The 21,924-nt window shown below is 66.2% G+C and carries 23 protein-coding genes; 6 read left to right on the top strand and 17 right to left on the bottom strand.

Features of this window, described 5'->3' with window-relative positions; translation table 11 throughout:
- Positions 1–81: 81 nt before the first annotated feature.
- The gene (locus BIWAKO_RS36850) at positions 82–720 is read left to right on the top strand and encodes a CGNR zinc finger domain-containing protein (protein ID WP_084651873.1); all 639 of its coding nucleotides are present in this window, start codon (positions 82–84) and stop codon (positions 718–720) included.
- A 218-nt stretch (positions 721–938) separates the two neighbouring features.
- Here the strand turns inward: BIWAKO_RS36850 and BIWAKO_RS26725 are convergent, their stop codons facing one another.
- The 3 genes from BIWAKO_RS26725 to BIWAKO_RS26715 form a co-directional block, all read right to left on the bottom strand.
- Positions 939–1,949: a glycosyltransferase family 4 protein gene (locus BIWAKO_RS26725; RefSeq protein ID WP_069882822.1), complete on the bottom strand. Its 1,011-nt coding sequence runs from the start codon at positions 1,947–1,949 to the stop codon at positions 939–941.
- Between the two features lie 22 nt (positions 1,950–1,971).
- The gene (locus tag BIWAKO_RS26720) at positions 1,972–3,570 is read right to left on the bottom strand and encodes an alpha-amylase family glycosyl hydrolase (RefSeq protein WP_069881233.1); all 1,599 of its coding nucleotides are present in this window, start codon (positions 3,568–3,570) and stop codon (positions 1,972–1,974) included.
- 344 nt (positions 3,571–3,914) lie between these two features.
- Positions 3,915–4,124, bottom strand: coding sequence for a cold-shock protein (locus BIWAKO_RS26715; RefSeq protein WP_069881232.1), 210 nt, complete (start codon positions 4,122–4,124; stop codon positions 3,915–3,917).
- A gap of 555 nt (positions 4,125–4,679) precedes the next feature.
- On the opposite strand from BIWAKO_RS26715, the gene BIWAKO_RS26710 reads away from it, so the two are divergent.
- The 4 genes from BIWAKO_RS26710 to BIWAKO_RS26695 all read left to right on the top strand — a co-directional run bounded on the left by BIWAKO_RS26710 (position 4,680) and on the right by BIWAKO_RS26695 (position 7,760).
- On the top strand, positions 4,680–5,033 hold the full coding sequence (locus tag BIWAKO_RS26710) for a hypothetical protein (RefSeq protein ID WP_069881231.1): 354 nt from the start codon (positions 4,680–4,682) through the stop codon (positions 5,031–5,033).
- A gap of 534 nt (positions 5,034–5,567) precedes the next feature.
- Positions 5,568–6,488, top strand: coding sequence for a dihydrodipicolinate synthase family protein (locus BIWAKO_RS26705; RefSeq protein WP_084651871.1), 921 nt, complete (start codon positions 5,568–5,570; stop codon positions 6,486–6,488).
- Between the two features lie 144 nt (positions 6,489–6,632).
- Positions 6,633–6,803, top strand: coding sequence for a hypothetical protein (locus BIWAKO_RS36125; protein ID WP_176733410.1), 171 nt, complete (start codon positions 6,633–6,635; stop codon positions 6,801–6,803).
- Between the two features lie 81 nt (positions 6,804–6,884).
- Positions 6,885–7,760 carry a DUF4118 domain-containing protein gene (locus BIWAKO_RS26695; RefSeq protein WP_069882821.1) on the top strand — a complete coding sequence of 292 codons (876 nt, stop codon included), beginning with the start codon at positions 6,885–6,887 and terminating at the stop codon, positions 7,758–7,760.
- 150 nt (positions 7,761–7,910) lie between these two features.
- Here BIWAKO_RS26695 and BIWAKO_RS26690 read toward each other — a convergent pair whose 3' ends face one another.
- On the bottom strand, positions 7,911–8,468 hold the full coding sequence (locus BIWAKO_RS26690) for a dihydrofolate reductase family protein (protein ID WP_069881228.1): 558 nt from the start codon (positions 8,466–8,468) through the stop codon (positions 7,911–7,913).
- 232 nt (positions 8,469–8,700) lie between these two features.
- On the opposite strand from BIWAKO_RS26690, the gene BIWAKO_RS26685 reads away from it, so the two are divergent.
- Positions 8,701–9,147 carry a universal stress protein gene (locus tag BIWAKO_RS26685; RefSeq protein ID WP_069882820.1) on the top strand — a complete coding sequence of 149 codons (447 nt, stop codon included), beginning with the start codon at positions 8,701–8,703 and terminating at the stop codon, positions 9,145–9,147.
- 133 nt (positions 9,148–9,280) lie between these two features.
- On the opposite strand, the gene BIWAKO_RS26680 is transcribed toward BIWAKO_RS26685, so the two are convergent.
- The 13 genes from BIWAKO_RS26680 to BIWAKO_RS26620 form a co-directional block, all read right to left on the bottom strand.
- Entirely contained in the window at positions 9,281–10,441 is a 1,161-nt protein-coding gene (locus BIWAKO_RS26680) for a PLP-dependent cysteine synthase family protein (RefSeq protein WP_084651867.1), read from the bottom strand.
- A 78-nt stretch (positions 10,442–10,519) separates the two neighbouring features.
- A complete protein-coding gene (locus tag BIWAKO_RS37420) occupies positions 10,520–10,906 on the bottom strand; it encodes a DUF6455 family protein (protein WP_371332096.1) in 387 nt (128 codons plus the stop codon).
- Between the two features lie 217 nt (positions 10,907–11,123).
- A complete protein-coding gene (locus BIWAKO_RS26670; RefSeq protein ID WP_069881226.1) occupies positions 11,124–12,095 on the bottom strand; it encodes an ABC transporter ATP-binding protein in 972 nt (323 codons plus the stop codon).
- Positions 12,092–13,072: an ABC transporter ATP-binding protein gene (locus BIWAKO_RS26665; RefSeq protein WP_069881225.1), complete on the bottom strand. Its 981-nt coding sequence runs from the start codon at positions 13,070–13,072 to the stop codon at positions 12,092–12,094. Before BIWAKO_RS26665 ends, BIWAKO_RS26670 begins: the two co-directional genes overlap by 4 nt.
- The gene (locus BIWAKO_RS26660; RefSeq protein ID WP_141740241.1) at positions 13,069–14,613 is read right to left on the bottom strand and encodes a gamma-glutamyltransferase family protein; all 1,545 of its coding nucleotides are present in this window, start codon (positions 14,611–14,613) and stop codon (positions 13,069–13,071) included. Before BIWAKO_RS26660 ends, BIWAKO_RS26665 begins: the two co-directional genes overlap by 4 nt.
- On the bottom strand, positions 14,613–15,521 hold the full coding sequence (locus BIWAKO_RS26655) for a polysaccharide deacetylase family protein (protein WP_069882818.1): 909 nt from the start codon (positions 15,519–15,521) through the stop codon (positions 14,613–14,615). Before BIWAKO_RS26655 ends, BIWAKO_RS26660 begins: the two co-directional genes overlap by 1 nt.
- A gap of 11 nt (positions 15,522–15,532) precedes the next feature.
- Positions 15,533–16,318 (bottom strand): SDR family NAD(P)-dependent oxidoreductase, encoded by a 786-nt coding sequence (locus tag BIWAKO_RS26650; protein ID WP_244523558.1) that lies wholly within the window; start codon positions 16,316–16,318, stop codon positions 15,533–15,535.
- A gap of 11 nt (positions 16,319–16,329) precedes the next feature.
- On the bottom strand, positions 16,330–17,187 hold the full coding sequence (gene nikC / locus BIWAKO_RS26645) for a nickel transporter permease (protein WP_069881222.1): 858 nt from the start codon (positions 17,185–17,187) through the stop codon (positions 16,330–16,332).
- Complete coding sequence (locus tag BIWAKO_RS26640) at positions 17,184–18,110, bottom strand: ABC transporter permease (RefSeq protein ID WP_069881221.1); 927 nt, start codon at positions 18,108–18,110, stop codon at positions 17,184–17,186. Before BIWAKO_RS26640 ends, nikC begins: the two co-directional genes overlap by 4 nt.
- Positions 18,111–18,116: 6 nt before the next feature.
- The gene (locus BIWAKO_RS26635; protein WP_069881220.1) at positions 18,117–19,622 is read right to left on the bottom strand and encodes an ABC transporter substrate-binding protein; all 1,506 of its coding nucleotides are present in this window, start codon (positions 19,620–19,622) and stop codon (positions 18,117–18,119) included.
- Positions 19,619–20,401: a GntR family transcriptional regulator gene (locus tag BIWAKO_RS26630; protein ID WP_069881219.1), complete on the bottom strand. Its 783-nt coding sequence runs from the start codon at positions 20,399–20,401 to the stop codon at positions 19,619–19,621. The genes BIWAKO_RS26635 and BIWAKO_RS26630 overlap by 4 nt, the downstream gene beginning before the upstream one ends.
- Before the next feature lie 275 nt (positions 20,402–20,676).
- Positions 20,677–21,105 carry a DUF2721 domain-containing protein gene (locus BIWAKO_RS26625; RefSeq protein WP_069881218.1) on the bottom strand — a complete coding sequence of 143 codons (429 nt, stop codon included), beginning with the start codon at positions 21,103–21,105 and terminating at the stop codon, positions 20,677–20,679.
- 96 nt (positions 21,106–21,201) lie between these two features.
- The gene (locus tag BIWAKO_RS26620; protein WP_069881217.1) at positions 21,202–21,912 is read right to left on the bottom strand and encodes a M15 family metallopeptidase; all 711 of its coding nucleotides are present in this window, start codon (positions 21,910–21,912) and stop codon (positions 21,202–21,204) included.
- Positions 21,913–21,924 lie beyond the last annotated feature (12 nt).

Below are 21,924 nucleotides of genomic sequence, written 5' to 3'. Positions count from 1 at the left end.
CTTTCTAACCTTTTAGAAGGTTAGTATTGTCGAGCAGCCATCGCAGCTGTCAAGTACGTCCGGCAAGAAGGGAAGTCTGGTTTGATCCAGCCGGCCACCGACCCGCGCTCCTATGCGACCCATCCCCCGCTAGCGTTGGGGGGAGCGCTTTGTCTCGACTTCATCAACACGACGGCCTGGCGGGGCGACCCGGCGCGAAGCGCAGAGCGGCTGCACGACTATGCCGAACTGGTGCATTGGGCTACCGGCTTGGAGCTCATCGACACGCGCTCCGCCGCGCTGCTTCTGGATGAGGCCGAGGCGAAAGTCCGGGCAGCAGAGCAGGTCCATGGTTTGGCGCTGCGATTGCGGGGAGAGATCGAACAAGCCCTCGATCCGGCGCATGCGGGCCTGGCGCGGCTTGTCGAGGCCGAGGCGTTGCTGCGCGACATCGAACGCGTGGGGCAGCTCGTCGACACTGGTGCAGCCCGCATCCATCACTGGCACCCCAGCGGATCCCCGCCGGATCTGCGGCTGCCGCTGCTGCCGGTCGCGGTCTCGGTGCTGGAACTGGTGGCGTCGCGCAGGCGATATCACCTGCGCCGCTGCGCCGATCCGAGCTGCGGCTGGGTCTTCCTGGACGAAACGCGCAACCAGTCACGCCAATGGTGCTCAATGGAGGGCTGCGGCAACCGCGCGAAGGCGCGCGCCCACTACGCGCGCCGCAAGGCGCGCGGGTGAGGCTCGACGGACGATGGGCTTGTCAGTCCGATCCTTCCGGCGCGTCGTTCAAGCCATCGGGCCTGGAATTCCGACAGGATCGTTGGACTAAGGCTGGCGCTCGGGCCAAAGCGCGGCAGTGGTCTGACCCTTCGGCGCGCCATTCAAAGGCGAAGGCGCGCTGCCATTCGCGGTCTCGTCGACCGCGGTCGCCCTGTCGGGCGCCGCCCCATCCTGCGCTAGCGACCGAGGATGGATCGGTACAGATTCAAGTATCGATCGGCCATGCGCTCCACCGTAAAACGTTCCGCGATGGACGCCCGGCAGGCTGCGCGATCGATCTCGCCGATGCGGTCGACAGCCGTGACGGCTTCATCGACGCTGTCGACCAGGAAGCCCGTGACGCCGTGCTCGATCAGCTCCGGCATCGAGCCGCGGTTGAAGGCGATGACCGGCGTGCCGCAGGCAAGCGCCTCGACGACTGATAACCCAAAGGGCTCCTCGAAGTTGATGAGGTGAAGCAGTGCGCGCGCCGAGCCAAGGGTCTTCATGCGCAGCGCCCCGCCAACCGGACCGAGATAGGTGACCGACCGATCGTCGAGTGCCGGAACGACCTGCGCCGCATGGTAGCCCTCATCCTGGACGATGCCCGCCATGACCAGCCGCCGACCCGCCCGGCGTGCCGTCGCGATCGCCTCGGCCGCGCCCTTGTCCCTGTGGATGCGGCCGAAGAAGAGCAGGTCCTGGCTGCCATCGGGGTCGAAGGGAAAATCCTCGAGCCGGATACCGTGATGGATCACCGCCGCATAGCGCAGGTCCGGATGCCGATCGGCCGCGCTGATCGCGACATAATGGACGCGATCTTCATAGGCCTTGAAGACCGGCAGGATGCGGTCCGACGAGAAGCCGTGGATCGTCGTCACGACCGGCGTCTCGACCAGCCTGGAGAACGCGAGCGGCACGAAATCCGCCTGATTGTGAATCAGGTCGAACTCGCCTGCGCGCTCGAAGACATGGGCGACGTGGAGCATCTCCCAGACCTTGGCGTCGATGGCAGGGTCCTCGGAATAGGGCGCCGGGCAAGGACCCGCCAGCGTGCCCGAGGTCTGGCTGTCCCTGGTGGCGAAGAGCGTGACATCGACGCCGCGCTCCAGCAGGGCCTCGGTCAGGAGGCTGGTGACCAGTTCCCATGGACCATAATGGCGGGGCGGCGTCCGCCAGGAGATCGGCGCCAGCATGGCGATACGCAAGCGATCGTCCTTTCCTTCTGGATCAGGCGGCAAGGATGACGCCCTCGTCTGGCCGGAGCAGCAGCCCATCGCTCTCGATGAGGGGCGCCGCGGCGAGCGTCGAAAGCAGCAAACGGCAATCGGTTGTGTCCCTGGGTAACGCCAGGCGTTGCGGGTGTCCGCCGAGATTGAGCGCGATGATCAGTCGCTGCGCCCCTTCGCGCCGCTCATAGGCCAGGACATCGCCGTCAGCTTCCAGCAGCGCGAAATCCCCGATCGCCAAGGCCGGATGGGCACGCCTGATGGCCAAAAGCCGGTGATAGAGCCGCAGGATCGAGGCAGGCTCCTGCATCATCCGCGCGACATTTCGCGTCGGCCAGTCCGCATTGAGTGGCAGCCAGGGCTGGGCCGTGCTGAAGCCGGCATGGACGCTTCCATCCCACGGCATCGGCGTACGCACCGGATCGCGGCCCAGGCGGAGCCCGGGTTCACGCAAGCCGCGCGGGTCGCGCTCCTGTTCGAGCGGGATCGGGACATCGCTCAGGCCGAGTTCGTCGCCGTAATAGAGGATTGCAGTGCCCCGCAGCGTCAGAAGCAGCATGGCCGCGACGCGGGCTTGAGCCTGTCCAAGCCGGGTGGCGACGCGGGGCCGGTCATGGTTGCCGAGCACCCAGTTCGGCCAGCCGCCCGGCGGAAGTGCCGCCTCGTAGGTCGAGATGAGCGCGGCCAGCGCACGCGCCTCCCAGACGGCATCGATCAGTTGGAAATTGAAGGGCAGATGCATTTCCGGCCTTTCGCGGCCGTAATAGTGCATCAGGCGATCGACCGGCAGATAGATCTCGCCGATCAGCAGGCGATCACCGCGCCCGGTCGCGCCGTAACTGTCGGCAATCGCGCGCATCTCGGCGGCGATCGCATGGACTTCGGGCTGGTCGGTCGAATGGAGCTGAAGCACGCGGTGCATCTCGCCGAGCGCGGGGTGATAGGCCGCGTTCGGCGGATTGTCCGGGAAGCTCTCTGCCTTGATCAGGTGCCAGAGCACGTCGATGCGGAAACCGTCCACGCCCCGGTCGAACCAGAAGCGCATCACGTCAAACATCGCAGCCTGGACGGCAGGATTGCGCCAGTTGAGGTCCGGCTGCTGCGTCAGGAAGGCGTGGTAGTAATATTGGCCGGTGGCCTCGTCCCATTCCCAGGCCGAACCGCCGAAATCGCTCACCCAGTTATTCGGCGGGCCGCCATCGGCGGCGGCATCGCGCCAGAGATACCAGTCGCGTTTCGGATTTTTGCGCGAGGCGCGGCTCTCGACGAACCAGGGATGTCGGTCGGAGCTGTGGTTCGGGACGAAATCGAGCAGGACCTTGATGCCGCGCGCATGGGCCTGGGCGAGCAGAGCGTCGAAATCGGCGAGTGTGCCGAAACGCGGATCGATGTCGCAGTAGTCGGAAACGTCATAGCCGAAATCGACCATCGGCGAGGGGTAGATCGGGGAGATCCAGATCGCGTCGATCCCGAGGCCGGCGAGATAATCGAGCCGTTGCCCGATACCCCCGAGATCGCCCATGCCATCGCCATTCCCATCCTGAAAGGAGCGGGGATAGATCTGGTAGATCACGGCGCTCTGCCACCAGGGCGCGGTCATGGGAGCGGCGTACCGGGAGCTGCCGCCGCAGCGGCGCGGTCGAGCGCCTCCTTGTTCAGCCGTTGATCCCTGAGTCTGGCGGAGTTGGCTTCGCGTGCTCGAATGACCGCTTCAGTCTCCGCGCTGATCCGGTTGCGCGACAGGGATCCGGTTAGCGTCCTGAGGGATGCGGCGTCTGCCTGAACGCGGGCTCTGGTTTTCTCGGACAGCGGCTTCTCCTGATGGGCGCTGAGCCAATACGGGCCAGCGGATATGAAAAAGGCCAGGCGTTGAACCTGGCCCTTCCTTCCAACCTCATGACCGACACCAGTACATCCGTGGCTATCGGCGAGGCTGAATATCGATTACGCGGCTTGCAGCTGCTCGGCGGCCATCTTGCCGGATTTGGTGTCGCGGACCGCTTTATAGCCGAGCTTCTGGCCTTCGACGATCTCGCGCATACCAGCGCGTTCGATGGCGGAGATATGGACGAAGACGTCCTGGCTGCCGTCATCCGGCTGAATGAAGCCGAAGCCTTTGGTGGAATTGAACCATTTTACTGTGCCGGTGCTCATTACGAACTCTCCTTCTGGCAATACTTCTTGGCCACCGAGCGAATGCCCGATGGGTTCACCACGATTTTCGAAGGGGGTTCGTCAGTCGGGCAAAGAGACGCGTAGAAAACTGCCAACAAATGATCGACAATCGGACAATAAACGAATTGCCGAAAAAGTAAACAATAAGTTTCATTGCGGATAAAATCAAAGCACAGGGTGCTGATCTTCAATAATTTTTCGAAGAAATTAAAATACTTGAGAAGGAATGGACCCTGTTCAGCGATGTCCGTTCGTCATGATGCAAAATATCGGTGCCGATGATGCCGAAATTGCCGAGACAGCCCGGAAGGCTGAGAGCCCGCCTCAGGATGATCTGAGGTTGGCTGAGCGCCCGCTCGAACCGCCGCGCTCGCTGACGGAGAGCACGGGCTGGCTCGTAAGTTGACGAGATCTCAGTGTAGATTTCAAAAACAGCAGAGAAGGGCACTGCGGCGAAAAGAAGTTGTGCGGTCGAAAAAGGTGATACTGTTGGTCGTCGGACGATTTTTCTTCCGATGAGGAAAGATAAAACTCATGAAAATTCCAGCAGAACTGAAACCGGCCGCCTGGGGCGCCGTCGGCGGAGCTGTCGCGCTTGCAATTATCGGCTTCAGCTGGGGCGGCTGGGTCACGCAGGGCAGGGCGGAGCGCGACGCCACGGCGCGTTCCAGCACGGCGGTAATCGCCGCCCTCTCGCCGATCTGCGTGGTCAGGTTCCAGCAGCAGGCCAACGCGACCGAACAGCTTGTCGAGCTGAAGAAGGTCGGCTCCTGGCAGCAGGGCGATTTCATCGCGAAGGGGGGATGGGCGACAATGCCGGGCAGCACGTCGCCCGATTCCGATGTCGCCAAAGCCTGCGCCATCGCTCTCGGGCTGACCAAGACCTGAGGTCAATCCGGCATCGGGTGGCCGCTTGCGGGTGCCCCCATGTCTTCGTCCGCGGATGGGCTGCTTTTGCCCAGCCGCACGCGATGGCGGACTGTCGACTCAGCTCTTCGCGTACCAGGTCAGCCCGGCCCGCTTCGGGGCAAGGCCGATCGCCTTGCCCTGCTGCAGCTGACCGGCCTTCATCACGGCGATCGTGTCGGCGATGCTCATGGCTTCGGTCTGGTCATCAGGAAGCGGCCATGCTGCTCCACGCCGCGCGTGAGATGAGCGTCGAGGCGTTTGGCCCGCCGGGCGGTTCTGCGCCGGGCATGTCAGTCGGGTCTGGGCTTGTCGGTGCGAGCCCGGCCGGGCGCTCCCGGACACGCGGCGCCCTTACGTGAGCCCCATGCCGATCCGCATCGAAACCTTATGCGGAACCAGCCGAGACTTTGAAGGTGGTTGCGCCTGACCATCCTCCCGAGCGGGACATGCCTGCCGGGACGATGGCCCGCAGCTCCGCGCCACGATCGATGGTCTGACAGGGTGAGGTTTGCGATGGATCACTGGCTTCGCGGGATGTTCACCCCGTTGGTGACGCCCTTCAGCGGCAACGCGCTGGACGAACCAGCCTTCCTGCGGCTGGTGGATTGGCAGATCCAGGAGGGGGCGGACGGCATCGTTCTCGGCTCTGCCAGCGGCGAAGGCTCGACGCTGACGGACGAGGAGCGCATGCGCCTGCTCAGACTGGCGCGGGCTGCTGCCGGGCCAGTCTATCCCATGATCGCGGCGGCCGGGTCGAACGCGACGGCGCAGAGCGTCGCGGATGTCCGCAACGCCACCGCGGCGGGAGCCAATGCGATCCTGCTGCGTCTGCCGTATTACAACAGGCCGACCCAGGCCGGCCTCGTCCAGCACATCCTGTCGGTTGCCGCTGCGACCTCCCTGCCGTTGATCATCGACAATGATCCCGAGCGCTGCGCGGTCGAGCTCGCGCCCGAAACACTGGCCGATCTGGCGGCGACGCCGACCATCATGGGCGTGCTCGAGCGTCGCGGCGATGTCGCGCGCTGCGACCGGATCATGCGCAGCTGCAGCCGGCACTTCATGCGCCTGACCGGTGCCGGCGACACCATCCCCGCCTATCTTGCCTCCGGTGGCTGTGGTGCGATCACCAGCATCGGCAATCTGGCGCCGCGCCTGCTGGGCCGGATCAGGGAGGCCTGCCGCATCGGCTCCTTCGAGCAGGCGCAGATCCTGCAACGCCGCCTGGTCCCGCTGCTCGGCCTCACCGCCAGGGAGCCGGACCCCGTCGCCATCAAACTGGCATTGTCGCTCCAGCATCCCGGTATCAGCCCCGCCTGTCGGCTGCCCCTGGTCACGGCGGCAGCGTCTCTCATCGAGGACCTGACCTATGCGCTCGACGATCTGCCCCGGCCGATCAGCGGCCGCGCGGCCGGCCAGCGTTCCGCAGCCTAGGCGCGGAACCCAGCCCTGTCTCTGAAGGGAGCACCGTGCCGGGGGTAGCCCCTTACGCCTGCTTTATGCCGCCGGATGACGGCTCGCATAGCGAGCTTACGAGGAGACGGCCGATCATCTGCTCTTCGCATGACGGAGGCGAACATGGTCACCTATGAGGCATCGCTGAGGCGGCGACGCGAAGCAGTCTATCGCGCCGCTCGCCGTCATCAGCCGTTCGGCGGGATCGCGCGCGACCTGTTGCAGTCGCTTGTCCTGCTGCTGCTCTTGGCCTGCATTCTGGCGGTCCGGATCAATTTTACGGCACCGCACTAGGCGCAGGCCGGAAGCGCGGCTGCCGATGCAGGATTGGCGCACCATATGGTGGGCATGCCCACCGGCATCAGGGAGATTGCCATGAGCACCCTCAGGTCTCCGGGTGAGTTCGAGCTTCTGCCGGACCCCGATACGCTGACGGCCTTGCAGCTCTTCAAGGCTCCGATGGTGGTCCGCTATGTCCTGGCGGTTGCGATGACCGTCATCGCAATCGTGGTGGCGGTCGGGCTCGACAACGCGGTGACGATCCCGAACCTGTCGCTCGTCTTTGTCGTCCCGGTGGTGATCGCGGCGGTCTTCTTCGGGCTGGGCCCCTCGCTCTGCGCGGCGGTCCTCGGGGCGCTGGCCTATAACTTCTTCCTGACCGAACCGCGTTTCACGCTGCGCGTCGACGATCCCGCCAATATCTGGGCAATCGGGTTGCTCTTCGTCGTCGGGATGATCACCAGCGCCGTGGCCTCGACCGCCCGCCGCCGGGCAGGCGATGCGGCGCTGGCGCGGCGGCAGGCCGCGCTGGTGCGGTCCTATAGCCGGGACATCGTCGCGGCCGGCGATCCCAGGGCGGTCTTCTCCCGCACCGCCAATGCGCTCGAAACCCTCTTCCAGGTTCCGGTCATCGTGATGCTGATGTCCGATCCCCTGGGCGATCTCGTCGAGAGACGCGGCGCCATCGAGCCCCGCGAGGTCGATATCGACGCGGCGCGGTGGTCGCTGACCAGTGGCACGGTTTCTGTGGCCGACGTCTACCCCTTCAACGGCTCGCGCTTCGACTTCTGGCCGGTGATGACGTCAGTGGGAAGCCGCGCCGTCATCGGGCTGGCGTTCGATCCCCAAGAGCGCCCGCCGCAACCCGGCACCCTTGTCGAAATCATCGCAAACCTTCTCGCCCTGGCCCTCGATCGCCAGCACCTCCGGACCGGATCGTACGCCGTCGCGGATGGGCCGGGGGCATACTAAGGCCTTGCCGACCCTTGTGGACGCCTGCGAGGAACTCCGTCCGAGCGGCGCGACCGGATTCGGCAGCAGCAGCGGGTATGCCGTTGCGCGGCGAGAAGGCTTCCTATGGCGCGCAGACGAGCGAGCTGAGCGCGAAGCGGCTGCTCTGGATTAGCGGGCGCGCCGGTAACGCATGGCGACGGCGCCATTGCGGAGCGGCGTGGCCGAGATCAGCTCGAGCCGTCGCGTGCCGGGCAGCCCGCTCTGGTAGAGGGTTGGGCCGTGGCCGGCGATCCTGGGGTGGACGAGGAGATTGTACTCGTCGATCAGATCCAACCGGTCCAGTTCGGTCGCGAGCTTGCCGCTACCCAGGAGCACGCCGGCCGGTGTCGCGTCCTTGAGCCTCTGCACGCCCGTGCGCAGGTCGCCGGCGATATGGTGGCTGTTGGTCCACGGGAAGGCCTTTCGCGTCGACGACACCACGTATTTCGGCTTGGCCTCCAGCTTGACCGCCCACTCGCGTATCGCCGGTGGCGCCTCCTCGTCGCCGCGGGCGACTGCCGGCCAGTAGCTCTCCATCATCTCGTAGGTGACGCGCCCCCACAGCATCGCCCCGCCCTCGTCCATAAGGCGGGTGAAGAAGGCGTGCGTCTCGTCGTCGGCAATTCCCTCCTGGTGGTCGACGCAGCCGTCCAGGGTGACGTTGATGCTGAAGGTCAATAGTCCCATGCGGTGAGCCTAAGCCATACAATGGAGAACACGTAGGCCAATTGCGCGTGGCTGATGTTGAACTTCCGCAATGGGTGGTGGGCTCAACTGATCGCGGCAACACACTCGGCGAACGTCTCCGCTGGGGCTCGATATGAGCGCATCGCACGAGCGTCACGAAGCCTGGCCGCGTACGCTTGTCTTTGGATCACCCTCGTCCAGAATGCCGATGCGGTTGCTGACGGAGAGGCAAATGTACAAACACATTCTCATCGCCACGGACGGCTCCGAACTTGCTCGCAAGGGACTCGCGCACGGCCTGGCACTCGCCAAGCCGCTCGGCGCGAAAGTCACGGTTCTGACCGTGTCGGCGCCCCTGAGTGCGGAGATGGCACGCGCAGCCCGACTGAGCGGCGTCGGTGATCCCATCGGGGGCTACGACCACCAGATTGACGCGCTCATGAAGGAACGATTTGCGTCCATCGAACAACACGCGTCCGAACACGGCGTTACGGTCGATCTGGAGCACGAAATTGATGACTCGCCTGCCGAGGCAATCGTCCGATCGGCCAAGCTCAATGGCTGTGATCTAATCGTGATGTCCTCTCATGGTCGGCGTGGCGTGCAGAAGGTGCTGCTCGGCAGTCAGACAGCAGAGGTTCTGGCAAATACGACAATCCCCGTTCTGGTGATCCGGTAGGCGACGATCTCTTCCGGTTTGTGACACATCTTCGGCATGTCGGTCCTGCGAGGCCGAGAGCGAGTTCTCGCGCCCCCGTCGTTTCGCGGAGGAGGGCGTCCCCTACGACGACGCCCGCATTTCGCTGGCTGCGTCAGCCGCGGCATTCCTCGAGGTCGAGATCTAGCCTGCCGCCCTGCAGGAAGGCCTCGAAGGCGGGCTCGAAGGGCGAGGGATCGAGCCCGTTGGCCTCCAGCCAGGCGTCGTCGTAGTAGCTCTTGGAATAGCGATCGCCGGAGTCGCAGATCAGAGTCACCAGCGAACCTGCCTCGCCCACGGTCGCCATGCGCGCCGCATGGAAGCACATCGCGGCGAAGTTCGTGCCGGTCGAGCCGCCCACGCGTCGCCCGAGCCGACGCGACAGCACACGCATGGCCGCCAGCGAGACTGCGTCGGGCACACGCAGCATGTTGTCGATCACGCCCGGCACGAAGGAGGGTTCGACACGCGGCCGCCCGATGCCTTCGATGCGCGAGGGGCGATCGCATCTGCATGTGGGATTTCGGGTGGAGAACCCCTCGAAGAAGGCGGAGTGCTGGACATCGGCCACCGACAGCAATGTCGCGTGGCGCTTGTAGCGGATGTAGCGGCCGATCGTGGCAGTGGTGCCGCCGGTGCCCGCGCTCATGACGACCCGGGATGGTATCGGGTAACGTTCGCTCGCCAGTTGCTGGAATATCGACTCGGCGATGTTGTTGTTCCCGCGCCAGTCGGTCGCCCGCTCGGCATAGGTGAACTGATCCATGAAATAGCCGGATAATCGCGCGGCCAGTTCGGCAGACTCGGCATAGATCCGTTCGCCATCGTCGATAAAATGGCAAAGGCCGCCATAATGTTCGATCGCCGCGATCTTTTCCGGCGAGGTGACGCGTGGCATGACGGCGAAGAACGGCGCGCCAATCATGCGGGCGAAATACGCCTCCGACACCGCCGTCGAGCCGGACGAGGCCTCGACCACCGCCGTGCCCTCGCGGAGATGGCCGTTGCAGAGCGCGTAGAGAAACAGCGAGCGCGCCAGCCGGTGTTTCAGGCTTCCTGTCGGATGCGTGGATTCATCCTTCAGGTAAAGGTCGATTCCAGCCAGCGCGGGCGTGTCGAGCTTCCACAGATGCGTATCGGCGGAGCGGCGCTGATCGGCCTCGATCAACGCAATCGCACGGTCGACCCAGTCGCGGGCCGTCGCTGTCGCGCTTCTGTTCGGTTCGCCTTTCACGTGAACGCTCCGCTCGTCGGCTGGCAGACTGTAGCTCGGCATCTGGCCGCGGTTCGCCTCCGGGGTAAAGCCCCGACATGTGCGACGTCCCGATCAGCCATGTTCAAGGCCCGGCTGCCGTTACGATCTCGGTCCGGAACCTTGGCTTAGCGCCCTGATGGTTCCTGTGTTCGGGCAGTATCGTCCGTGACGCAGGGGGACACCCTGCAGGTCCAGGTCGCTACGGCATCGACGCCTCATCGTGCATCCCGCGCAAACGACCGCCATATCCCGCATGACACCCGCGTGCCTGCGGTTCAGCTGTTCGGGGTCGAATCCCAGGCGCCAAAGCAGTCGGCGAAGCAGCGCAGAGTCGGTGTCGTCAAGGGAGGCGAGCCGGCGGAAATCGGCCTCGGAGACGGCATTGTCTCGGGCCAGTTCGGCGGTCGTCACCTGGCCCAGTGCCTCGAGTTTTCTCAGGAACACTTGAACGCGCCACCACTGGCGAATCGATTCAACGATTTGCATGGCTACCTCCACATCCTGGCGCGACTATCGGCGCGTCGGCTGTAGCATTCCTTGCGGTAGCTCAACCCCCAATCAAAGACCGGCAGCTTGAACGATGCCGATATCCCGTTGCGTCAATTCCACCCGCGCGCCCGATCGCAGAACGGAACCGCCTGGAAGCGGGCGTTTCAAACGTCGGGATCGGGCCAGCCCGGTCGCGGCCTCCGGGAGCCGGCCGCTAGCCTCTCAGGAGACAGGCCACGCGTGACCCCGCCGCGGTCTCCAGCAGGGGCGGGCGGGCCGCGCTGCAGGGCTCGATCCGGACCGGGCAGCGGCTGACGAAGGGGCAGCCAGGCGGTGGCGAGAGCGGGCTCGGCAGGTCTCCGGTCAGGATGATCTTTTCGCGCCGGCGTTGCAGCATGGGGTCCGGAAGCGGGATCGCCGAGAGCAGCGCCTGCGTATAGGGGTGCTGCGGCGCCTCGAACATCGTGTCGATCGGCCCGCTTTCCATGACCGTGCCGAGATAGAGCACCATCGCCTCGTCGGCGATATGCCTGACCACCGAGAGGTCATGCGAGATGAAGAGATAGGCCAGGTCGAGATCGCGCTGCAGATCGAGCAGCAGGTTCAGCACCTGCGAGCGGATCGAGACGTCGAGTGCCGAGACCGGCTCGTCGAGGATGAGCAGGCGCGGCGATAGCGCCAGCGCGCGGGCGATCACCACCCGCTGGCGCTGTCCGCCCGAGAGCGCGCTTGGCAGGCGCTCCGCGAAGGCTGCGGGCAAGCCGACCCGGTCGAGCAGCTCGGCCACCCGTTTGCGCCTGTCGCCGCGCGTCCAGCCGGCAATGGCAAGCGGCTCGCTGATGCTGGCCTCGATGCTCATCTTCGGATCGAGCGCGGCGCTCGGATCCTGGAAGACGATCTGGATTTCCCGGGCGAGCTGCGCCCGCTCGCGCCCCCTTAGGCCGGTGATGTCGCGGCCGTCGAACAGGACCGTGCCGCCCGTCGCCTGTTCGAGGCCGATGACCGCATAGGCGGTCGTGGATTTGCCGCAGCCGGATTCGCCGACCAACGCCAATGTGCGGCCGGCCGAGACGTCGAAGGAGACGCCGTCCACCGCCTTGACCACGCCGCCGGGCACACCGACGCCGCGACGCAGCTTGAAATGGACCTTGAGGTCGCGGACCTGGAGAAGGGGCGATCCGGTCATGCCAGCGCCTCGACATGGTCCGAATGCCAGCAGGCGGCGCGATGGCTCTCTCCGACGGAGGCGAGTGGCGGCGGCACCAGGCAGGCCTCGTCGGCCAGCGGGCAGCGCGTCCGGAAACGGCAGCCATCGGGCCAGGAACCGGCGCTCGGCACCATGCCCTCGATCGTGCGCAGCACGGCCTTGCGCTGGCCCTGCAGCGTCGGAATCGTGGCCAGCAGCAGCTTGGTATAGGGATGGCGCGGCGCGGCGAAGATCGGCTCGACGGCGCCGCTCTCGACGATGCGCCCGCCATACATCACGCAGACATCATCGGCGAGATCGGCGACGACGCCCATGTCATGGGTGATCAGCACGATCGCGGTGCCGACCTCCTCGCGGAGCCGCCGCATCAGGTCGAGGATCTGGGCCTGGATCGTCACGTCGAGCGCTGTCGTCGGCTCATCGGCGATCAGCAGGGCGGGGCGGCAGATCAGTGCCGAGGCGATCATGATGCGCTGGCACATCCCGCCCGAGAGCTCGAACGGATATTGGCGGGCGCGCCGGCCTGCATCGGGGATGCCGACGCGCGTCATCATCGCGATCGCCTCCTCGCGCGCGGCCCTGGCCGAGAGGCCGCGATGCAGGATCAGCGCCTCCTCGACCTGCTCGCCGACACGCATCAGCGGGTTCAGCGAGGCGACCGGCTCCTGGAAGATGATCGTCGCCTCATTGCCCCTGACATCGGAGAGCGCGGCCTCGCCAAGCCCCGTCAGGTCGCGCCCGTCGAGCCGGATCGCCCCACCCTTAAACCGTGCCGCCTTCGGCAGCAGGCCGAGCACGGAAAGCGCGGTCAGGCTCTTGCCGCAGCCGGATTCCCCGACGATCGCGAGGATCCGGCCGGCGCCGACCGAAAGCGAGACCTGGTCGATGATGCGGTTGCCGTCGATCTCGACGACGAGATCCTCGATCGCCAGGACGGGGGTGTCGCTCGTGCTCATGCGGTCGCCGCGACGACCGCCGCCCAGGCGCTGGTCGGGTGGGCCATGCCGATGAAGCCGCCGGCAGGAGAGGTCATCACCGCCGAGGGTATCGAGAAATTCACGGGATAGAGCGTGTCCTCGACGATCTCGACCGGGAAGGCTGTGGCAACCGTCGCGGCGACATCGGGTTCGGCGCGGGCGTCGATCTTGATGCGTGGTGTCGAGGCGTCGATGCGCGGACGATGGAAGGCCTCCTCCAGCGACAGGTCGAGATCGGCGATGCCCGAGATCAGCTGGAGCACGGTCGGGAAGATCGTGCGCCCGCCCGCCGCGCCGATGGCGAGCACCGGTCGCCCGTCCTGGCTCAGCACCAGCGGGCACATATTGGCGAGCGGCTTCTGCCCGGCCGCGATGCTGTTTGGCTGGCCGGGGCGGGGGTCGAACCACATCATGCCGTTATTCATGATGATGCCGGCATTCGGCAGAGCGACCTTGGCGCCGAAGCGCGAGAGCAGGGTGTTGGTCAGCGAGACCATGGTCCCGTCGCGATCGACCACGCTGACATGGGAAGTGCAGCCCGCCTGCGGTGTCGCTGCATGGCCGAGCGTGGTCAGGCGCGTGGCATAGGCCTCGCGGATGGCGCTGGCATAGAGCAGGGCCCGTTGCGCAGGCGTCGTCTCGGGCGAGAGCGGGCCGGCGGCCAGCCGCCCTGCCGCATCGAGGAAGCTTGGCCCGCCGCTCAGGCCGGGAATGGCGGCGATGTCGAAATCGCGATAACGCCCGGTCAGCGGCGGCGCCCAGGTGACGTCATAGGCTGCAAGATCGCCCGGCCGGATGGCCGAGCCGCCGGCCTCCAGATCGGCTGCGATGATCTGCGCGGTCTCGCCCTCGTAGAAATCGCGCGCGCCGTACGTCGCCAACCGCCTGAGCAAGGCTGCCTTCTGCACCATCGGCTTGAAGCGCCGCGTATCGGCGCCGGCCTTGGGCGCATGGCCATTGTCGAGCAGCAGCGCGGCCAGCACTGGGTCGCGGGCGATGCCGGCGACTTCGATCGCGATGCAGAGCGCCGCGAACCAGTCGATCTCCAGCCCGCGCTCGGCATGCTCGATCGCCGGCTGCAGCGCCTCCTCCCAGGACAGGGTGCCATGGCGCTCCAACGCCGCGGCGAAACCGGCGATCGCGCCGGGAACGCAGATCGCACCATAGCCGGAGACGTTCCGATCCCCCACCACGGACGGCCAGGCGAACCAGTTGCCGGTCTGGGCATCGGTGAGCGGATAGTCTGCCGGGTCGATCCCGGCAGGCGCGCGGACATTGAAATCGAGCGTTTCGGTCGCCCCCGTCCGGCCATCGGCATGGACGAGGAAGCCGCCGCCGCCGACGCCGGAGAGCCAGGGCTCGACCGTGCTGAGCACGAGCGCGGTGACGACGGCCGCATCTATCGCATTGCCGCCGCGTGAGAGCACGGCCGCGCCGGCCTCGGCGGCGTGCCGGTTCTGCGCGGCGACGAGGCCATGGGCCGAATGGACGGCAGGCCGGCGGACGGTGAAGGTCTGCATCAGCGCGGCGTCTTGAAGCGTCGTGGCGCGCTCGGCTCGGGCAGGCGCAGTGGCACGCTGAAGCGCTGGGCATTGGCGCTTGCGGCATGATGGGCCGCGAGTTCGCCGACGGTCGCGATCCAGACGCCGGGCGAAGAGGTCACCGCGTCGAGCAGCCGCTCCAGCATCCTGATCCGCCCGGCCCGTCCGGAAATCCAGTCATGGATCGTCAGCATCATCATCCGGCCCTCGCGATGCAGCATGTGCCACTCGTCGAGCCAGGCTTCGAGGATGCCGCCCTGCGGCGATGGCGGGGCCCGGTCCGTCGGGCTGCCGGTGAAGCGGAAATAGATCGCGTCATCGACCGCCCAGAGCACCGGCACCTGCGTGATGCCGTCGATCGTGTAGGGATGGTCGAAGCCCATCAGCGAGCTGTCATAGAGGCCGCGCCGCTTCACCTCCGCCAGCATGGCAGGCGTCATCTCCCAGGCCGGCGAGCGAAAGCCCTTTGGTACGATGCCGGCCTGGCTCTTGAACAACGCCAGTGATTCATCGAGCGCGCGGGCGAATTCGTCGGGACCGGCCTCGGTGGCGATCTCGTGGAAATAGCCGTGCAGGCCGATCTCGTGTCCGCGCTCGACGAAGGCCGGCAGCAATTCCGGATGGTTCTTCGCCACCAGCCCCGGCACGAACATCGTCGCCTTGATGCCATAGCGGTCAAGCAGGTCGAGGATGCGCCAGATGCCGATGCGCGGCCCGAACAGCCGCTGCTCGATCTGTCCAAGCGTCGCGGGCGCGGCCTCGGACAGGTTCCAGAGATAGGGGCTCTCGGCATCGACATCGACGCTGAAGCAGAAGGCGCTGCTCTTGCCCGCCGGCCATTCGTAATCGGAGACGGGAAAGCGCGCGGGCGCAAGGGAGGTCGTCATCTTGCCCTCCACTAGAGCGGGTTCTTCTTGTCCTGATGGACGGCGAGCGAGCCGATGGAGTTGCCTCCGTCGATCGTCAGGGTCGCGCCGGTGACATAGGCCGAGGCGCTGCTGGCGAGATAGAGCAGGCCGTTGCCGACATCCTCGCGCGAGGAGGGGCGGCCGAGCGGGATCTGGGAGATCGTGCTCTGGATATGCGCCTCGGTCAGGTCGCTGACCTTGCTGCCGGCGGCAAAGCCGGGTTCGAGCGCATTCACGCGGATGCCGAACTCGGCGAGCTCGACGCCAAAGCCCTTGGTCAGTCGGTCGAGCGCGGTCTTGGAGGTGCAATAGGGCACGACGGTGCGCCGCATCTTGCGCGAGGCGCCAGACGAGATGTTGATGATCGAGCCCTTGACGCCCTGGCGCACCATCTGCGTCGCGATTTCGCGGGTCAGGATGAAGGGCGCACGCAGATTGACCGAGAAGATGCGGTCGAACTCCTCCGTCGAGGTGTCGAGCAGGAAGCCGCTGGGATAGATGCCGGCATTGTTGACGAGGATGTCGACCGCGCCCCAGCGCGTGCCGATCTCGGCAGCAAGCGCCTTGATCGAGGCTTCGTCGGTCAGGTCGGCCGCCTTGGTGAAGCTCTCGCCACCGAGGCCGAGCCCTGCTGCAAGGGCCGCAAGCTCGTCGTCTCGCGCATCGGTCAGAGCCAGCACGGCGCCGGCCTCGTGCAGCGTTTCCGCGATCCAGCGTCCGATCACGCCGCAGGCGCCGGTGACGAGCGCGCGTTTTCCCTTGATGTCGTCGAACATGGTCATCATCCCTAGCGGAAACGGGGGTCGAGGCGGTCGCGTACGGCATCGCCCGTCAGATTGACGGCGAGCACGAGCACGAAGAGGCAAAGCCCGGGCAGCGTCGCCGCCCACCAGGCGGTCGCGACATAGTTGCGGCCGGTCGAGAGCATCGCGCCCCAGCTCGCGGTCGGTGGTTGCACGCCGAGCCCGAGGAAGGACAGGCCCGCCTCGAACAGCACCATCAGCCCGAATTCGAGGGTCGCGACCACGCTGACCGCACCGATGATGTTGGGCAGGATATGACGGAACAGGATCCGCCCGGAGCCGGCGCCCATCAGCGCCGCGAGCCGGACATAGGGCATGGTCGCGACCGAGAGCGTCTGGCTGTAGGCGACGCGGGCGTAGCGCGGCCAGCGCGTCAGCGCGAGCACCATGATGACGTTGACGAGGCTCGGCCCGAGCACCGCAACCGTGATGATCGCCAGCAGCACGGCCGGGATAGAGAGGAAGATGTCGACGACGCGCATCACGACGGTCTCGATCAGCCCGCGCCGATAGCCCGCGATCATGCCGAGCACGGTGCCGACGGTGCCCGACAGGATGACCGAGGCGAAGGCGACGATCAGCGAGACGCGGGCACCATGGATGATCCGGCTGAGCAGGTCGCGGCCGAGTTCGTCGCTGCCGAGCCAGTAATGGAAGCTGCGCGAGACGGTGCCTGGCGGTTTCAAGCGGCCGGCCAGGTTCTGGGCATTGGGGTCATAGGGTGCGAGCCAGGGCGCCAGGATCGCGGCCAGCACCACGAGCGCGATGATCGCGACCGGCCACCAGCGGCGCAGCGCGAGACGGCGGCGCGGGCGAGGCGGAGTGGAGGCGACCACGCTCATCGCGTCCCTTCCAGGACGATGCGCGGATCGATGATGCTGTAGAGCACGTCCGAGAGCAGGTTGAGCAGGACGGTGACGAAGGCACCCATCAGCACGACGCCCTGCACGATCATGAAATCGCGGGCGAGGATCGCCTGCACCGTGACCTGGCCGATGCCGGGCCAAGCGAACACCGTCTCGACGATCACCGCGCCTGCGAGCAGGTTCGAGATTTCCAGCGCCGCGACCGTGATCAGCGGGATCGAGGCATTGCGGGCGACATGGCGCAGCAGCAGCCGGCCGGTGCGGACCCCGCGCGAGCGGGCGGTGCGGGCATAGTCCTTCGAGAGTTCGTCGAGCAGGGCCGAGCGGGTGATCCGCGCAAAGGTCGCCATGCTGAGCAGGCCGAGCGCGAAGGAGGGCATGATGAGATGCGAAAAATCGCCGGTGGAGGAGGGCGGCAGCCAGCCGAGCAGCACCGAGAAGACCAGGATCATCAGGATGCCGCTCCAGAAGGTCGGCATGCTCTGGGCCGCCAGCACGATGCCGGACGCGGCCTTCGCGATCGGGCGGTCGCGAAACACCGCGAGCAGGATGCCCATCGGCACGCCGATGCCGCAGGCGACGACGAGCGCGCCCGCCGCCAGCATCAGCGTATAGGGCAGGCGCGAGGCGATGATCGTCAGCACCGGCACGCGCTGCACCACCGACTGGCCGAGATCGAAACGGGCGAGCTCGGCGAGGAAGTCGAAATACTGCACCAGGAGCGGCCGGTCGAAGCCGAGCGCATGGCGCAGCGCTTCGACATCGGTCTTGGTCGCGGTCTCCGGCACAAGCAGATAGGTCGGATCGCCGGTCAGGCGCTGGACGAAGAAGATCAGCGTCACCACCCCGAGGATGGTGACGAGCGCCTGTCCGGCACGCCTGAGAAGAAAGCCCTGCACGAAGCCTCAGTCCACCCAGCTCATACGGTTCAGGAACATGCTTTCATTCGGCGTCGGCTTGAACTGCAGGTTCTTGGTCGCGCCGTAGAGCACGGCGGCCTGATAGAGCGGCACGAGCGGGGCTTCCGTCGCGATGATCTCGTGAACCTGCTTGTAGGCGGCCAGGCGCTTGTCCTTGTCGAGCGTCTGGCGCGCCTCCTCGAGCAGGCTGTCAGCCTTCGGATTGCGATAGGCCGACCAGCCGCTGCTCTTGTGGACGAGCGGGAAGAGCACGCCATCGGCATCCTGGCAGGCGCAGGACCAGCGCCCGAAGCTCAGCGTCGAGGTGGCTTCCGGGCCGGCCTGCGAGCGCTTGAGATAGGTCGCCATGTCCGTCATCGCGATCTTGACGGTGAAGCCGGCATCAACGAGCTGCTGCTGGATCGCCTGGACGATGCGCTGATCGAACACCGGCGCGGTCGCGAGCTCGATCTCGGCCTTGGCCGCCGGACCGGCCTCCGCGATGAGGGCCTTGGCCTTGGCGAGGTCGTAGTTCGGGCCGGTCATGCCCTCGATCCAGCCGAAGCTTGCCGGCGTCAGCAATTGCGAGACGGGCTTGTCGAAGCCGCCGAGCAGGCCGTCGACCATGCCCTCCTTGTCGATCGCATGGGCTGCGGCCACGCGCAGCTTGACGTTGTCGAAGGGCGGCTTGGTGGTGTTGAGGCGCAGATAGGCGACGCGTTCGGTCAGGCCGATCAGGGCCTTGGCCTTGGCCGAGGATTTGAGCTGAGCCGCCTGGTCGCTGTCGAGCGTGACGCCGAGATCGCTGGTGCCGGCCTGGAGATTGGCGACCCGCGTCGCTCCGTCCGGCACGGCGCGGAAGATCACCGCCGGGAACGGCCCCTTGTCGCCCCAATAGGCATCGTTGCGGGAGAGCGAGACCTGGACGCCGCGCTGCCAGCCCTCGAATTTATAGGGACCGCTGCCGACGGGCTTCAGGTTGAAAGCATCCTTGCCGACGGCCTCGACGACCGCCTTCGGCACAATCGAGAGCTTGACCAATTGGGCGAGCAGGGCGGGATAGGCGCCGTTGGTGGTGAGCTTCACCTTGGTCGGCGAGAGTGCGACGGCGTCGGTGATCTTGTCGAACTGGCCAAGCTGCGGGCTGCCGAATTTCGGGTCGGTGATGCGCTTGACGCTGTAGGCGACATCCTCGGCGGTCAGCTTCGAACCGTCATGGAAGAGGATATCGGAGCGCAGCTCGAATTCGATCTCGGTGTCGGAGAGGTATTTCCAGCTCGTCGCGACCTGCGGGACGATCTCGCCCTTGTCGTTGCGGGTGACGAGGTTGTCGAAGATATTGCGGTAGACATAGTAGCTGTCGGGGTTCCACTGCACCTGCGGATCGAGCGACGACGGCTCGTTGACGAGGTCGACAATGAAGCGCTCCTTCGACGCATGGGCGGGCGCCGTGCTGAGCGCGAGCGCTGCGGCCAGCGCAGCAAGACGAGCGTTCCGTGAGAGAGGGGTCATCGCTGCTGCTCCTTCGGGAGGGGGCGGGGCTGTTCGGTGGTGATGGTCGTCGTCCGTCGCGAGCGCCTTGCCGAGCGGGCTGGCGGTGGCGCGGGCCGCGATGCCGCGAGCATCAGGCCCTGGGCAATTGCCTCGGTGAAGCGCCGGTGCTCCGCGGCGATGGCGAGGCTCGCCGCCTCCGCATCGCCAGCGGCAAGCGCGCTCACGAGATCGCCGAGCTCAGCCGGCGGTACCGGGTGGCCGGCGAGGTCGAGCATGCGCACGATCCGGTCGGCATGGTCCCAGATGTCGCCGAGCCAGCGGCGGGCCAGCGTCCCGGTCGCCGCGGCCAGCAGGTTGCGCAGCTGCCGCTCGGCAGAGCGCGCGGTCGAGAGCGCAACCGGCTCGGTCCGGCCCCGGACAGAGTCCATCACGCCGAGCAGTGCGGCGAGCGCGGCTTGTGTCTGCCCGCTTAGCTGCAGCGTCGCCAGCGACGGCTCCAGCCTGCGGCGGCCGTCCAGCACGCTTGCGATCAGGGCGCCATCGACGGGAGCGATCTGCCAGCCCTGGCGGGCGTGCCGGTCGACGAAGCAGGCCGCGGTGAGCTCGGTCAGCGCGACGCGGATGCCGGCGCGTCCGAGCGCGAAACGCTCGGCCAGGGCGGCCTCGTGGACGAATTCGCCCGGCGCCAGCTCGCAGGAGACGACCGCCTTGCGCAGCCGCCGGCTCGCGACATCGAGCTGCGTCTCCGCAACCGGGAGCGACGAGGATGGCGCGAAGGCAGGCGAGGTATCGAGCATGGCAGGCATGCTGGATCAGCTTCTGAGATTTCACAAGTGCTTTGTGACATCTCAAAAAACATGGCCTGGAGGCGTCGAGCGCACACGACGCGGTCGGCTGTTCGGGCCGGGCCGATAGCGACTACTGTCTCTTCGGTTGATGTGCGGTGAGGACCTGAAGCATGGGCCTGAAAAGTGGATTGAGGATTTCGGAAAAGCCGATGCCCCCATTGAGAAAGGGTGGATCATCGGACCGGATCCGGCGTCTGGTCCGATGATTTGGCCCGGGTGTTCGGTCAACTGATGAGATCGATCTTCTGGAGCGCCATCTGGACCTCGCGAAGGAACTGAGTGAGCGAGGCGCCGAACAGTCCAACGGACAGGACGAAGAGAAGCGCGACGCCGCGTTCGTGAGCTAGGCCCAGGAAGGCGAAGCCGAAGGCAACAACCATCAGCAGGATCGTCGTCACCCCGCTGGAAATCGCGAACACGATGGCGCTGTTGATCAGGCCTGCTCGCCGTTCGAGGCGGGGCAAGTCGGCCTTGAGATCGGGAGCGATCGAACGATCGAGCGCGTTCAATGTTCGCGACCGATCGAGAATGCGCTCGAGGCGGTTGATCAAGACCGAGATCAGGCCGACCACCGCGCCAAGGAGGAAGGCGGGTGCCGTTGCCTGGGTTATGACCAGCGACAGGTGATTGACAGAGGGCAGCTCGGAAAACACTGTTTCACCGTGCCCGCTGAGTTTGCTTGACTTGCGGGGCGTGACGGGCCGGCGGGGCCCACATGGGCGCGAGTGGGGCTGCAGCGTATTTGGGGTTCATGGCGCCCTTCCAGAAAGCGTTGCGATCTGCGGATGAGTCACGGCGGGCAGCTTTGATCCGCCTGCCGTGATATGGCTTTGGCCGTAGTCTTGGCCCTTGCTTGCCCTGAGCGACAGCTCGAAATGCGAGCGGTCCATGTGCTTGTAGCCGCGGAAGCGGCCGCCCCAGCGCAGCGATACGCCCAGTTCGGTGGCGGCACGCTTGAGCGCAACCGCGATCCGGTTCTGGGCATTCGGATCGAAGATCACCCGACCCTCCGCATCGAGCGGCCACAGGTCCACGGCATTGCCCGAGCGGTGCGAACTCGCATGCACCCTGGACCAGCCCCAGGCGACCGCCTGGCGTTGCAGCCTGCGGTCGCGCCGGCCTGAGCCGATCACGAAGCGCAGGCCGGGATTCTCGGCCTGGGCCCGGCGCACCACCCTGGCGAGCGGCGGCTGGATCGCCCGGAGATTGGCCTCATGGTTTCCGACCGGATCGGGATTCCAGGCGCGGAACATCGCCAGTTGATCCCGCCCATATTCATCCCGGGCCGGAATCCGCGCGTAGACGCCGCCCGGTCCGTAGAGGGCAGCGGCGATCTGACCGGCCTGCGCACCCGGTCCGGCCTGGGCAAGGGAGTTGCCGTTCCAGCCGCTGCCGAAGAGCGCTGCGGCGAGGAGGCCCGGGCGAAGGAAGCGTGCAAGGCAGCGTCGATGTGCAGGCATGGCCGCACAGTC

The sequence above is a fragment of the Bosea sp. BIWAKO-01 genome, from assembly GCF_001748145.1.
In the GTDB taxonomy this organism is placed as follows: Bacteria; Pseudomonadota; Alphaproteobacteria; order Rhizobiales; family Beijerinckiaceae; genus Allobosea.
The sequence above is the reverse complement of the archived record's forward strand: the minus strand, read 5'-3'. Positions and strand labels throughout refer to the sequence as shown.